This is a genomic window from Methylomonas sp. EFPC1 (assembly GCF_016925515.1).
GTDB classification, from domain to species: Bacteria; Pseudomonadota; Gammaproteobacteria; order Methylococcales; family Methylomonadaceae; genus Methylomonas; species Methylomonas defluvii.
In genome coordinates this window covers 1,359,797-1,373,319 of sequence record NZ_CP070494.1, presented here as the reverse complement: position 1 = coordinate 1,373,319, position 13,523 = coordinate 1,359,797, and the positions used below count along the sequence as shown (strand labels likewise).

Annotated in this window: 11 protein-coding genes; 7 read left to right on the top strand and 4 right to left on the bottom strand. The window is 52.3% G+C overall.

Annotated features, from left to right (window positions below; all coding sequences use genetic code 11):
• Positions 1 to 140: 140 nt before the first annotated feature.
• Both mrcB and lolA read left to right on the top strand, forming a co-directional pair.
• Positions 141 to 2,468, top strand: coding sequence for a penicillin-binding protein 1B (gene mrcB, locus JWZ98_RS06490; RefSeq protein ID WP_205453698.1), 2,328 nt, complete (start codon positions 141 to 143; stop codon positions 2,466 to 2,468).
• A 2-nt stretch (positions 2,469 to 2,470) separates the two neighbouring features.
• Positions 2,471 to 3,097: an outer membrane lipoprotein chaperone LolA gene (gene lolA / locus JWZ98_RS06485; protein WP_205453697.1), complete on the top strand. Its 627-nt coding sequence runs from the start codon at positions 2,471 to 2,473 to the stop codon at positions 3,095 to 3,097.
• Positions 3,098 to 3,103: 6 nt separating this feature from the next.
• Here lolA and JWZ98_RS06480 read toward each other — a convergent pair whose 3' ends face one another.
• From JWZ98_RS06480 to JWZ98_RS06465, 4 genes are read right to left on the bottom strand one after another with little or no spacing between them, the layout of a single operon-like run.
• The gene (locus JWZ98_RS06480; protein ID WP_205453696.1) at positions 3,104 to 4,891 is read right to left on the bottom strand and encodes a sigma-54-dependent Fis family transcriptional regulator; all 1,788 of its coding nucleotides are present in this window, start codon (positions 4,889 to 4,891) and stop codon (positions 3,104 to 3,106) included.
• A 42-nt stretch (positions 4,892 to 4,933) separates the two neighbouring features.
• Positions 4,934 to 7,582, bottom strand: a complete 2,649-nt coding sequence (locus tag JWZ98_RS06475; protein WP_205453695.1) for a hybrid sensor histidine kinase/response regulator — start codon at positions 7,580 to 7,582, stop codon at positions 4,934 to 4,936.
• Entirely contained in the window at positions 7,579 to 8,037 is a 459-nt protein-coding gene (locus JWZ98_RS06470) for a hypothetical protein (RefSeq protein ID WP_205453694.1), read from the bottom strand. The genes JWZ98_RS06475 and JWZ98_RS06470 overlap by 4 nt, the downstream gene beginning before the upstream one ends.
• A complete protein-coding gene (locus JWZ98_RS06465) occupies positions 8,034 to 9,053 on the bottom strand; it encodes a hypothetical protein (protein WP_101051673.1) in 1,020 nt (339 codons plus the stop codon). The genes JWZ98_RS06470 and JWZ98_RS06465 overlap by 4 nt, the downstream gene beginning before the upstream one ends.
• A gap of 691 nt (positions 9,054 to 9,744) precedes the next feature.
• Here JWZ98_RS06465 and JWZ98_RS06460 point away from each other — a divergent pair.
• From JWZ98_RS06460 to hemH, 5 genes are all read left to right on the top strand, one after another.
• Positions 9,745 to 9,933 carry a hypothetical protein gene (locus JWZ98_RS06460; RefSeq protein WP_171694590.1) on the top strand — a complete coding sequence of 63 codons (189 nt, stop codon included), beginning with the start codon at positions 9,745 to 9,747 and terminating at the stop codon, positions 9,931 to 9,933.
• A gap of 205 nt (positions 9,934 to 10,138) precedes the next feature.
• The gene (locus JWZ98_RS06455) at positions 10,139 to 10,447 is read left to right on the top strand and encodes a hypothetical protein (protein ID WP_205453693.1); all 309 of its coding nucleotides are present in this window, start codon (positions 10,139 to 10,141) and stop codon (positions 10,445 to 10,447) included.
• A gap of 481 nt (positions 10,448 to 10,928) precedes the next feature.
• Positions 10,929 to 11,933, top strand: coding sequence for a tRNA dihydrouridine(20/20a) synthase DusA (gene dusA / locus JWZ98_RS06450; RefSeq protein ID WP_205453692.1), 1,005 nt, complete (start codon positions 10,929 to 10,931; stop codon positions 11,931 to 11,933).
• Positions 11,934 to 11,972: 39 nt separating this feature from the next.
• A complete protein-coding gene (folE, locus tag JWZ98_RS06445; RefSeq protein ID WP_033158934.1) occupies positions 11,973 to 12,518 on the top strand; it encodes a GTP cyclohydrolase I FolE in 546 nt (181 codons plus the stop codon).
• A 2-nt stretch (positions 12,519 to 12,520) separates the two neighbouring features.
• Positions 12,521 to 13,504: a ferrochelatase gene (gene hemH, locus JWZ98_RS06440; protein ID WP_205453691.1), complete on the top strand. Its 984-nt coding sequence runs from the start codon at positions 12,521 to 12,523 to the stop codon at positions 13,502 to 13,504.
• Positions 13,505 to 13,523 lie beyond the last annotated feature (19 nt).

Below are 13,523 nucleotides of genomic sequence, written 5' to 3'. Positions count from 1 at the left end.
ACGCCAGCAATCTGTGCGGGAGTGGGCATTTTATTAGATAATAGCAAGCTAAATGAACTGCGCCGAACCAGCAGGTGCCATCTTCGCCCCATTCACACAGCCGCCGCTAACTGCCGCCGGCGAGATCAGATACCGACTTAATGCCTAGACGACCCAGAAGCAGCAAATCGACCGTTAGACGCAGAAAATCGCAACCCCAGGCATCGTGGCTGAAACGCGCGTTGGTTTCACTGCTGCTGATCGGGGCTTTCGTATTGGCGGTGTATGTTAGCTACCTAGATTACACGGTACGCCAGCAATTCGAGGGCAAGCGCTGGTCGATTCCTGCCCGCGTCTATGCCAGCCCCGTCGAACTTTACGCCGGTTACGAAATTTCCAGCAAAAACCTGGAAGACTTATTGCTGGAATTGCATTACCGCCAGGACAACCAACTGGCCGGCGAAGGCTCCTATTCCATTAAGGGCGGCCAGATCAACATCCGCACCCGCGCCTTTAATTTCGGCAATACGCCTCAGGAAAGCCGCAATATCAGCGTGAGTTTCACGAGCGGCGGCATCGCCGGTATTACTGACGCCGCCACCGGCGAGAGCTTGGCCATCGTGCGCATGGACCCGGTGCAAATCGGCAGCTTTTATCCCACCCGCAAGGAAGACCGAATTCTGATCAAACTGGACGAAGCGCCGCCAACCCTGGTGCAAGGCCTGCTGTCCACCGAAGACAAGGACTTTTACAACCATTTCGGCATCTCGCCCAAAGGCATCGTCCGCGCCATGTGGTCCAACGTGAAAGCCGGCGGCATGGTGCAAGGCGGCAGCACCATCACCCAGCAGTTGGTGAAAAACTTTTTCCTGAATCCCAAACGCACGCTACGCCGCAAGCTGAAAGAAGCCTTGATGTCGTTTATTCTGGAATATCGCTACAGCAAAGACGAAATTCTGGAAGCCTATCTCAACGAAATCTTCCTGGGCCAAGACGGTGCCAGCGCGGTGCATGGCTTTGGTTTGGCCAGCGAATTTTATTTTGGCCAATCGTTAAAAACCCTGAACCTGCATCAAGTCGCCACCTTAGTCGCCCTGGTGCGCGGACCGTCGGAATATGATCCACGCCGCAATCCGGAACACACTTTAGAGCGCCGTAACATCGTCCTGGATGCGATGCATACGGAAGGTTTTATCGACGCACAGCAACTGAACGAAGCCAAAAAACAACCGATAGGCGTGGCGACAGTGATTCATCGCTCCGCCAACCGCTATCCGGGCTTTATCGATCTGGTGAAACGCCAACTGAAACAAGAATATAAAGAAGACGATCTGACCTCGGAAGGCTTGCGCATCGTCACGACGTTGGACACCCGCATTCAGGACACGCTGGAAAAATCCATCGCCAGCAAGCTGAAACACCTAGAAAAAAGTCCGAAAAGTAACGATTTGGAAACCGCCGCCATCGTTACCCGCCGTGACAGCGGCGAGATTGTCGCCCTCGCCGGCGGCCGCGACGCCGAAGACACCGGTTTCAATCGCGCTTTGGACGCGGTGCGGCCGATAGGTTCGCTGATTAAACCGGTAGTGTATTTGACCGCACTGGAATACCCGGACCGCTACACCATCGCCACGCCGATCAGCGATACCCGCCTGGAAATTCCAGCCGAAAGGGGCAAAACCTGGTCGCCGGACAACTACGACAACCAGGAACACGGCGTTGTGCCACTGCATAGCGCCCTGGCCCACTCCTACAATATGGCGACTGTGCGGATTGGCATGGACATTGGTTTGGCCAAAGTCGCCAACACTTTAAAAAGCATGGGTGTCAGCCGGCCGGTGGATTTATTTCCGTCCTTCCTACTGGGCGCGCAACCGCTGACGCCGCTGGAAGTCACGCAGCTTTACCAAACCTTGGCCGGCGACGGTTTTGCCACACCACTGCGCTCGATCCGTGCGGTCAATGCCGCTGACGGCAAGGCCCTGCAAAGTTATCCTTTTACCGTGCGTCAAGCCGTCGATCCGGCCGCTACCTTTATCACCAACACCATTTTGCAGGAAGTGATGTATGCCGGCACCGGCCATTCTGCGTATAACTATCTGCCGCAGAACATGGCTTTAGTCGGCAAGACCGGTACTACCAACCAATTACGCGACAGCTGGTTTGCCGGTTTTAGCGGCGATTTTCTATCGGTGGTGTGGGTAGGCCGCGACGATAACAAACCAACCGGTTTGACCGGCGGAACCGGCGCCTTGCAAATCTGGTCCGAGTTGATGCGGCAAGTGTCGAAGAAGCCGGTCAGCCTGGTACCTCCGGATAATGTACAGATGACCTGGATAGACGCTGCCAGCGGTTTGCTCAGCAATGAAGGCTGCCCCGGCGCCAAACTCATGCCGTTCGTGGATGGCTCCGGACCCAGCCAATTTGCCGACTGCGGAGCAAGCCCGGAATCCGGCGAAAGCTGGCTTAATAACCTGAACCCTTTTTAACTATGTTGCTTAAACACATTTTTGCTCTGATTTTCCTGATCGCCACCACCTCGTCAGCCTGGGCCGACGAAACACCGATTGCCCGATTGAAAAGCTTTTTAGCCAGCAGCAGTTCCTTGACGGCGGATTTCAAGCAAACCAGTTTCGATAAAAGCGGCCGCCCCGCGCAAAACAGCACCGGTAAATTTTATCTGAGCCGACCCGGCAAATTTCGTTGGAACTACCAAAAACCCTTTGTGCAAGAGATTGTGTCCAATACCGGCAAAGTCTGGTTTTACGATGCAGACCTGGAACAGGTGACGGTCAAACAGTTGGACGATTCGCTGGGTTCCACGCCGGCATTGTTATTGACCGGCGAAGTGGATATAGAGGAAAAATTCATCTTGCAGGAACAAGGCAAAGAAGACGACGGCATGAACTGGGTGAAACTGTCGCCGAAGAACGAAGAAAGCGGGTTCAGGTACATTTTGATCGGCCTGAACGCCAACCAATTGGGCGGTATGGAACTGAGCGACAATTTCGGCCAATTAACCCGTATTTATTTTTCCAACATCCAGCTCAATCCCAAGCTGGACGACGCCTTGTTTAATTTCAAAGCGCCGAAAGGCGTGGATGTCTTTGAAAACTAACCAGTATCAGGCTGGTTTACTAATCCCCAGCTTCTCCATCCGCGACCGCAAAGTCGTGGATGGCACCCCCAAAATCTTCGCCGCCCCCTGATTACCGGCGATTCGCCAGGACGTGGCTTCCAGCGCTTTCAGAATATGCGCGCGCTCGGCTTCGTCCAGCGTGACAATCGGTGCAGCGTTGGGCGCGCCGCCGGCCCCCATCAGATTCACGCAATCCACGGCGGCCAGTTGACTGCCCTTGGTTAAAATCACCGCACGTTCGATGATATGTTGCAGCTCGCGAATATTGCCGGGCCAGAAATAACTTTGCAGATCGGCCATCATCCGCTCCGGAATCGACTGGATTTTCTTACCAAATTTTGCCGCGTACTTATCGATGAAATGCTTCACCAAAAACGGCACGTCTTCCTTGCGTTCGCGCAGCGGCGGCAAATTGATGGGAAACACATTTAAACGGTAATACAAGTCGGCCCGAAATTTACCTTGTTGGGAAAACTGCGCCAAATCCCGGTGGGTAGCGGCGATGACCCGTACGTCGCAAGTCAGCGTTTGCGTGCCGCCCACCCGTTCAAATTCGCCTTCCTGTAGCACCCGCAATAATTTGGCCTGCATCTCCAGCGGTAATTCGCCGATTTCATCCAGAAACAAGGTACCGCCGTTAGCCAGTTCAAAACGTCCCAATTTGCGGGCGATCGCCCCGGTAAACGAGCCCTTTTCGTGACCGAACAACTCGCTTTCGGCGAGATTTTCCGGGATCGTCGCGCAATTTAATTTCACCAAGGTTTTGTCTTTGCGAGCGCTGAGATTGTGAATCGCCCGAGCAATCAATTCCTTGCCGGTACCGGTTTCACCGGTGATTAACACCGTTGCGTCGGTGTTGGCTACCTGCCTGACCAGATCCATCGCTTGATGCAATGCCGGAGAATTGCCGATCAATTCCTCGCCATCGCGGCTGGCTAATACCTCTTCTTGTAGATAAAGATTGATGCCGCGCAGGGTGTTGCATTCCGCTTCGGCCTGTTGCCGGGCTTTACGTTCGTTGATGTCACGCAAAATTAGGATATACAGTTTCTGCCCAATGGCTTCCACGCGGGAAATGGTGGCTTCAATGGGAAAAGTACTCTCATCCGCGCGTACTGCACTCATGCCTTCCGACACCCAAATGGCCTGCTCGGCCGGCACGCCATTGCGAAAATTGGTTAGCGTTTTGTAAAGCTCGGGCGACAAAAATCTATCCACCGCCCGGCCAATGCTGTCGGCGGCTTTACAGCGAAACATCTGTTCGGCCGCCGCGTTGAATAAGGTAATCCGCCCGATGTCATCCAGCGTCAGAATCGCATCCATCGCGTTCTCGAAAATCCGCGACAGGCGCTGCTCTTTTTCTTGCAACTCCAGCTTCAACTTTTGCAGCGTCAGATGGGTTTGCACGCGGGCAAGCACTTCTTCGTATTGAAACGGCTTGGTGATGTAATCCACCGCCCCGACTTGAAAACCTTTTAATTTATCGGCGGTATCGGCCAAGGCTGTCATGAATAACACCGGAATATCGCGCGTCGTCGGAATGGTTTTCAAGGTCTGGCAGACGGTAAAACCGTCCATGCCCGGCATCAGCACATCCAGCAGAATCAGGTCTGGCAATTGGGCCACGGCTTGGACCAAGGCAATTTCGCCCGTTTCCGCACGCAATACGTCAAAGCCGGCTTCATCGACCAAGCCTGCCAACTCTTCCAAGTTAACCGGATTGTCGTCCAGCATCAAGATTAACGGTTTATCGCGCTGGCGCTTATGAGTCATGCCTATCTCCTTCTTAACCTATCCCAAATACTGGCGGCAGCATCATTCCTGAAACTCGTGCAAATATTCCTGAATAGCCGGCTCCAGCCGAATGCTGGCTTGTTGCAGTAACTCGTAACTGGCGGCCGCATCAGTAAAGGCAGCCTCGTGGCCCATAGTCTCCAGCTGCTGGGCTATCTTGCCGAACGGGAAGGCGCCGATGCTGTTAGCCGAGCTTTTCAGGGTATGTGCGGATAGCCGTAACAATTCGGCATCCTGACGCTGTATCGCATCGGCCATGTCATTCAGCAGCGGCGCTGACTGTTCCTGAAATAAAGTCATCATTTTGCACAACATCTGCTGTCTACCGCGCACCCGGCTTAAGGCTTGTTGCCAATCCAGCGCCGGCTCAGCCAACAGCGCCGACGCCATGCTGTGCTTATCCGCTTGCTCTGTTCCCGCCATATTCCAACACTCCACCATTGCCAACAAATCCTGCTCCTGCACGGGTTTGGCGATGTAATCGTCCATACCAACGGCTAAACAGCGTTCCCTATCACCTTTCAGGGCGTGCGCGGTCATCGCGATAATCCGCATATGTTTACCGGTCTCGCGCTCGCTGGCCCGAATCGCTTCGGTAGCCTGAAAACCGTCCATCACCGGCATCTGCACGTCCATTAAGATCAGATCGAACAAAATATCGGTAGCCAATATATCCAGTACCTCCTGGCCGTTGTTGGCCACCTTCAGAGTATGGCCGCGTTCTTCCAGCAATACCACCGCCATATATTGGTTAACCGGATTATCTTCCGCCAACAAAATTCTTAATTTACGAGGCGGCTCGGCCAATACTGTTGGCGAGGCTTCAGAGGCTTTGGCGGATTTACCCAACGCTGATTGAATGGCATTCCATAACTCGGAATGTTTGACGGGTTTACGCACGTAAAGATTAATGCCCAAATCGTGGCAGCGTTCGCAATCGTCAGGGCGGTCGGCAGACGACAACATCATGATGGTCACCGGCTCGAAGCGTTGATCTTCTCTGATGGCTTGCGCCACCATAAAACCGTCCATGATCGGCATCATCGCATCGAGCAAAATCAAGGCATAGGCTTCCCCGGTTTCCGCCATATTCCGCAATGCGGCGATGGCGGCCTCGCCACTATCGACGGTAGTCGGCCGCATTCCCCAATGATTCAAGATTTCCGAGAATACGCGTAAATTGATGGCATTGTCGTCCACGATCAACACCGGCAGGTTTTTGACGTCTATCAGGGGTTGAAAAGGCGCATCCAGCTCACTTTTAGTGTGCCGGTCAAACACGGCGGTAAAGAAAAAAGTGCTGCCTTTATGTTCCTCGCTTTCCAACGATAAATGCCCACCCATCAACTCGACCAGGCGCGAAGAAATCGACAATCCCAAGCCGGTACCGCCGAATTTACGCGTGGAAGACGCGTCTATTTGCGCAAAAGCTTCGAAAATTAGCTGCTGCTTATCGGGGGAAATACCAATACCCGTATCGCTGACTGCAATCAGCAGACAAACTTTATTTTCGTCGACCGATTCAGGCTTGACCTGCACCACGATTTCGCCGTGCTGGGTAAATTTGATGGCATTGCCGACCAAATTGATGATTACCTGATTCAAGCGACCCACATCGCCAAGCAAATCGTCCGGGGTTTCCGGATCGATACGCAGCATCAGTTCCAGGTCTTTTTCGTGGGCGTGGCCGGCCAGTAGTTTTAAGGTGTCACCAAGGCTTTCACGGACTTTAAACGGTGCATGATCGAGTTCGAGCTTACGCGCCTCGATCTTGGAGAAATCCAAAATATCGTTGACTATGCGCAGCAAAGCATCCGCCGAGCTGTTCGCCATCCCCAGAAACTCGCGCTGCTGCGGGGTGAGTTCGGTGCGCAAGGCCAAGCCTATCATGCCAATGATACCGTTCATCGGCGTGCGGATTTCGTGGCTCATATTCGCCAGAAACTCGCTCTTCGCGCCGGCGGCCTGCAACGCCGCGTCGCGGGCGGAAAGCAAGGCTTGGCGCATTTTTTCCAAATGCTCGGCCAACGCCGCCACTTCGGTAATCTTGGTGCCGGAATTAAATTGCCCGGTGTGATTGCCGGCAGCGATTTGTTCGGCTTCGTCGCGCAAGCGTTCCAGCGGCATGACCAGTTTGCGCCCGAACAGTCCAACCACCAACAGCGTCAAGCCCATGTAAACCGCCACAAAATAGGCGCTACGCTGATAGATGGTGGCGATGTCGCGTTGAATCTGCCGCTCGTCGTAGCCCAGCCTTAACATCGCCAGCGAGCCGTCTTCCGGATTTAGAATCGGTACGGCCAGAAAATAAATATCGTCGTCGTGCTCGCCGAAGAAAAAATCTTCCTGAAATTGCTGCTGAGCGTTGAGTTCGATGTCGGCGCGAATATTGCCGCGCTCGGTGGCGATTTCCGCAAACGCCAAACGGCCATTTAACAGAAATTCGCCTAACAAGCCTTGCAATTCGCCGGCCTTGCTATGCTCCAGCCTCGGCGTAACCAGATTACTGAACAGCAAGGCATCGGAGCGGACATAATTGACAAACTGCGCTTCCAAACTGGGTTTAATCACCCGATAAATGCCGAACAACAACACCGGCACCAGCAGTAAATGAATGCCGACCACAGCCAGAATCATTCGGCCGTTAAAACTATGAAAAAATCGACTCATTCCAGGGCTCCCTGCCATAACACGTTAACCGCTTTCAGGCCTTGATTGGCCCGGACTTGATCTTCCCACAAATAGGTCACCGTGCCGGGGTTCTGCTGCAAGGTCTCGACCAAGTTCTTCAGATCGTTAAAACTCTCCGGACGCTTACCGCCGAGGCGGAAAACCACTGATATGGTTTGACTTTCATAGGCATTAGCCGACATGAAAGCCACTTTTTGCAGAAATACTTCGAAAATTAACGGATCGCTGATATTCAATAAGGGCACGGGGTGTTCGCCGCCCTTCTCCAGCGGCACGCCCAAGAACAATTTTCTGGCTTCTTGCACGGTTAGAGCCGGCATGGACGAGTTGGCGCTGGTGGCCAATACCAGAGAATGGCGAGTGATAGCCCATAGGCTCTGCGCTCCAAGCAGCAATAGCAAAACAATGATGCAAAGACCGCGCAGCAGCTTCATGGGAACACCGCGCTCCATTGAAACATCACTTGCCCGAAATGATCGTCGCGCAAATGATCGCGGGAGGCTTCTAGCTTTAGGGCATTCGTGTGGTTGAGTTTATAGCGTATGCCACCGAGAAACCTGTCCTCGACATATTTAGGAAACATCGCCAGGTAGGGATCGTCCCTACCGCCAAAAGTGCCTTCTACGCGCCCGACCACAGTCCAGGCCGGATTGAGGTCCCATTCCACTTGCCCGTAAGCGCTGAGAAAATCGTCGTAAGTTTTGCCGCCCAACGGGCTTTCCAAGGTATTGTTCACATAGACAATTTCGCTTAATAGCCTTAGCGATTGGATTTGCTTAGCGGCATATGCACTGGCGACGAACTGATTAACGTTTTTAACGGCCAGTTCGTCGGAATGAATTTGATTGTAGGCCCCGGAAATGCCGAATTCGTCGACCCCATAGCTGATAGGTTGGTAGCCCAACCGAAACGACACACCAGGCCGGCGGGAACCTCCCGGCTCCACCAGATTGAACGCTTCCAAACCTTTATTAATTTGCGGGCCCGCACCAGCGCCAACCGTGTAATACAAGCCGCCCTCACCCAGATCGTGGACGCCTTCCCATAAAAACCCGGTCAAATGATTGGGAATCACGCCTCCCGCCGTTTCGAAAGCCATAATACCGGGTCTGCTGATCGTGGTTTGCAGAAACGCGCCGTGGTGGAACTGCATGTTCCAATAGCCGATCGGGTTATGAAAGCGCCCCAACCACAGCGTGGCTTCGTCGCCAACATGCATGCCTAATTGAAAGCGTTCCAGATTATGGGTTTTGGTGCTGACCAGCCATTCGCCGAGAAAACGGAAGCGCTGATAGTCGGTGGTGTAAAACACGTTAATCTCGGGGATAACGTCACCTGTACTGAGTTTTTTCTGCGGTTCTTGATCGAAACGTTCGATGCCGGTCACAGCCGGAAACAATAACAAATCACCCGGCAGCCCGGTGGTGCCATGGCTGGGCATATGTCCCATATGGCCCCCGGCAACTACAGAGGCAGGCACTAGGGCTGCGAGTGCGCAGACATAGGAAACGATAGCAGCGTTTAGCGTTTTGAATATGGCCGGATAGTATCGTTGCCGCATGCGGACTCTCAAGCATTTCATCGGTAGCACACTCATACTACCCAGTTAATTGGGAATATTTTCCCGATACGTTTAAAGCGAAATGTATCACATATTTTTGAATGGTTGACGATATTTCGTCAAAACTTAAGTGCAGATCAAGCACCTGAGCAGCATCATTCAAGACAGAGGTAGATTTGATTAAACCCGCATTTGCCCGCCGATTACAAATCTTCGAGCCAGCGCTGGAGCTACCCCAGTAGCGGCAGCCATTAACCTAAAAATTCATACCAACTTTAAACCTGTAAAAGCCTCTAACGCTCCTGGATCATCGACTGGCCCTGACACCTTGTACGACATTTCGTAAGCGATACGATATTTAGTGCTGAAATCAACAATTTCTTGTGCATTTTTTCACTGTTTTCCAGCATTGCCAGCTCATAAAATAATGCATAAACAATTACTTAGAATAATTAAGGTGCGCGCGGTTTTGTAGTGGCATTGGTTTTGCCCTGTATAGCGTAGCTCTGCGATGACGAAGAGCCGGAAAACAAACCCATAGCGCATTATTTTCAGACATTCGGATTACGAGGTGATCACCATGAAAACACTCCAGCAGATTACTCGTTGCAAAAGGTGCGGCGACTTATTGTCAGCCCATGAAAAGTCACATACCGCCCACGAAGGCCTCTGTGCATTTTGCGCCCAGATGCGTAGTGAAGCACTGGAAATTCACCAAGAAATACATACAAAAAACCGCGTGGCAAAAATTCACTTCAGATTGGTTTAAGCATGGCCTTGTTATAAGGCTGGCCGCGCCACAATGAAAGTTTGCCGATAACCATCGTAGGCTCGAGGCCACGTTCAACCGGATCGCGAAATGGCGTCGTTATTCAGCGCCTTAGCTGCCCACAGCGAACCGATTGGCGCGAATACCTGAAAACATGCACATCAGCTCGCTAAGTTTTTATAACCCCAACATAAGGAGACAAACTATGAATTCCGAAGACATCCTGAAAACGTGTATACGCGAACTGAAGCGCTGCGGCATAAGCTTCGTACTGATCATAATCGGCGTATTTCTGGCCACCCAAAACGCCCCCGCCGCAACCATGCCAAAACCCAAGCAATGCATAGGCAGCATGGAAACGATTAACGCACTTGCCTCTCGCCCCCTAAAACCCGGCACTCGTGCTTTGGTCCAGCCGGTTAGCAATTCGCTCCATCAGTTTCATACCAAACAAACTTACAGTAAATGCGTTGGTAGCCTGACCGAAAACAAAGCTAGCAAACAATACAAATGAGTGTTTCTCGGCAATCCGTATAATTTTGAATCGTCCGCGCGGACAATCCAGATAGCCATCCCGAATCCCAAGTCACTCGTCAAGGCGGCGTCAACACGGCACCAAGGATTTTTTTCTGACTGCAGCATTTAGATGTAAGGTGTTAACTTTTAGCTTCATCTAATAGCAGCGGGCCAATACGCATCCGACAAGCCTGAGCAGAATCAACTGTACGATTGTCTTTATCGTGTTCATGCTGTTTAGTGTCAGCGCCATCCCGATTACCAGCAGCATCGGTTTATACCTAGTGATTTTCAGGCCGCGTTGGTTTAAAGAACTGACCAATAAAGTCTACGCCGATAAAGCACACTGATATTCTCCTATCGCCTTTCTGTTTCAGCCTTCAGCACGGGCTGATTTCCTATTGCGGTTTTTATTCAGCCCGGCAAAGTATAATAAACTCATCAATTTGAATCCTGATTCCCAACCACCAGAACCACCCATGACCGCTGACCGCGACCATACCGCCCCCCAAGCTGACAAACACCTGGCCTACCGATTCTCAGTGGCCCCCATGCTGGATTGGACTGACCGACACTGTCGGTATTTCCACCGTACTTTATCCGACCATGCCTTGCTATACACGGAAATGGTCACCACCGGCGCCATCTTGCACGGCAACCGCGACCGGCATTTACAGTTCAGCTCAGAGGAACACCCACTGGCTTTACAGCTAGGCGGCAGCAATCCAGCCGATTTAGCGGAATGCGCCAAAATTGCCGCCGACTATGGTTACGACGAGATCAATTTAAACGTCGGCTGTCCCAGCGATCGCGTGCAAAATGGCCGCTTTGGCGCCTGCTTAATGGCAGAACCTGAACTGGTAGCGGAGTGCGTGGCAGCGATGCGCGAAGCGGTATCGATGCCTGTGACGGTAAAGTCGCGGATTGGTATCGATGATCGCGATTCTTACGCAGAACTGACACACTTCATAAGCACTGTAGCGGCGGCCGGTTGCGAGACCTTTATCGTGCACGCCCGCAAAGCCTGGCTATCCGGGCTTTCACCCAAGCAAAATCGCGACCTACCGCCGCTACGTTATGACGTGGTGTTGCAATTGAAGCAAGATTTTCCGATGCTGAATATTGTTATCAACGGCGGCATCGAATCTTTGGATAGCTCGCTCGATTTATTAGCGCAACTTGACGGAGTCATGCTGGGCCGGGAGGTTTATCACAATCCCTATCTACTAGCAGAAGTAGACCGGCGCTTGTTTAGCGACGATCATCCCATTCCGTCGCGGCAAGAAACGGTATTAGCCCTGTTGCCTTACATAGAGCAGCACTTACAACAAGGCGTGAGACTGCATTGCATCACCCGACACATGCTGGGGCTGTTTCATGGGGTCGATGGCGCGCGGGCCTGGCGCCGCCATCTCAGCGAAAACGCCACCCGTTTTGGCGCCGGTAGCCAGGTGGTTTTGGACGCCTTAGAATTTACAGTTTGATGCTGTATACTCACGACATTTTTTTACTCGAGGGCGGCAATGGAAGAATATTTCTCCAAAATCATTCAAGCAATAGGCGAAGATGTGAATCGGGAAGGTTTGCGGGACACGCCGAAACGTGCCGCTAAAGCCTTCAAATTCCTGAATAACGGTTACGAAAAAACCCTGGAAGAAGTATTGAACGGCGCGATATTTGAAGCCGATACCGAAGACATGGTGATTGTAAAAGACATCGAGCTTTACTCCTTATGCGAGCATCATTTATTGCCCTTTATTGGCAAATGCCACATCGGTTATCTGCCTAAAGGCAAAGTCTTGGGCTTGTCCAAACTAGCCCGTATCGTTGATATGTACGGTCGGCGGCTGCAAATTCAAGAACAATTGACTCGGCAAATCGCCAAAGCGGTGGAAACCGCCATCGACGCCCGCGGCGTAGCGGTGGTCATCGAAGCCAAGCACTTGTGCATGATGATGCGCGGCGTGGAAAAACAAAACTCGGTGATGACCACATCGGTCATGCTGGGGATTTTCAGAGAAGAAATCAGCACCCGTTCCGAATTCCTGAACCTGATCAATCGCAAGTAACCATGACTGAAACCGGCCAAAAAAAGATCGGGGTGTTACTGGTCAATCTGGGCTCGCCCGCCTCCCCAAAAACCGGCGACGTACGCCGCTTCCTGCGCGAATTTCTCGGCGACCCGCGGGTGGTCAATCTGCCCAGGCCCTTGTGGTGGCTAATCCTGAATTTGTTCGTGCTGCCGTTTCGCCCGAAAAAATCGGCGCATGCCTATCAATCGATCTGGACCGAGCAAGGCTCGCCCTTGATCGTATTCACCGAAAAGCTGACCGCCAAATTGCAAGGTTTTACCGGTATAGACGACGCCGATTTAATCATCGATTGCGCGATGCGCTACGGCAAACCGGCCTTGCGGGAAAAATTGCAAAACTTTCAGAAGCAAGGTGTCCACGAAATCGTTATCCTGCCGCTCTATCCACAATATTCCTCCACCACGACCGCCTCGATTTTCGACGTGGTGGCCGAGGAATTTGTCAGTTGGCGGCACATGCCCGGCCTGCACTTCATCAGCGACTTTCATGAACACCCCAGTTACATCGAAGCCCTGGCGCAATCGGTGCGCCAGCATTGGCAAGCCAACGGCCAAGCGGAATTGCTGTTGCTGTCATTTCACGGCTTACCGGCCAAACTGACCGAATGGGGCGACCCGTATTTCTATCAATGCCAAACCACCGGTCGCCTGCTTGCCGAGCAATTAGGCCTCAAGGACGAACAATGGAAATTGGTATTTCAATCGCGCTTCGGCAAAGCCGAATGGCTGAAACCGTACTGCGTGGAAGTGTTGCAAGAACTACCGCAGCAAGGCGTCAAAAATGTCGACGTGATTTGTCCGGGATTCTCGGTAGACTGTCTGGAAACGCTGGAAGAGATCGCTATCGCCAACCAAGAGATATTTCTGGAAGCCGGTGGCGAGACGTATCGTTATATTCCGTGTTTAAACGACAGCGACGCTCATGTCGAGGTGATGCTTGATTTAATTAAAACCGTGCACTAAATAAAGCACGGCCACTAAA

Bases quoted from the DNA above. Each gene is read 5' to 3' on its own strand.
- mrcB (WP_205453698.1), top strand. From the start codon at position 141: ATGCCTAGACGACCCAGAAGCAGCAAATCGACCGTTAGACGCAGAAAA.
- lolA (WP_205453697.1), top strand. From the start codon at position 2,471: ATGTTGCTTAAACACATTTTTGCTCTGATTTTCCTGATCGCCACCACC.
- JWZ98_RS06480 (WP_205453696.1), bottom strand. From the start codon at position 4,891: ATGACTCATAAGCGCCAGCGCGATAAACCGTTAATCTTGATGCTGGAC.
- JWZ98_RS06475 (WP_205453695.1), bottom strand. From the start codon at position 7,582: ATGAGTCGATTTTTTCATAGTTTTAACGGCCGAATGATTCTGGCTGTG.
- JWZ98_RS06470 (WP_205453694.1), bottom strand. From the start codon at position 8,037: ATGAAGCTGCTGCGCGGTCTTTGCATCATTGTTTTGCTATTGCTGCTT.
- JWZ98_RS06465 (WP_101051673.1), bottom strand. From the start codon at position 9,053: ATGGGACATATGCCCAGCCATGGCACCACCGGGCTGCCGGGTGATTTG.
- JWZ98_RS06460 (WP_171694590.1), top strand. From the start codon at position 9,745: ATGAAAACACTCCAGCAGATTACTCGTTGCAAAAGGTGCGGCGACTTA.
- JWZ98_RS06455 (WP_205453693.1), top strand. From the start codon at position 10,139: ATGAATTCCGAAGACATCCTGAAAACGTGTATACGCGAACTGAAGCGC.
- dusA (WP_205453692.1), top strand. From the start codon at position 10,929: ATGACCGCTGACCGCGACCATACCGCCCCCCAAGCTGACAAACACCTG.
- folE (WP_033158934.1), top strand. From the start codon at position 11,973: ATGGAAGAATATTTCTCCAAAATCATTCAAGCAATAGGCGAAGATGTG.
- hemH (WP_205453691.1), top strand. From the start codon at position 12,521: ATGACTGAAACCGGCCAAAAAAAGATCGGGGTGTTACTGGTCAATCTG.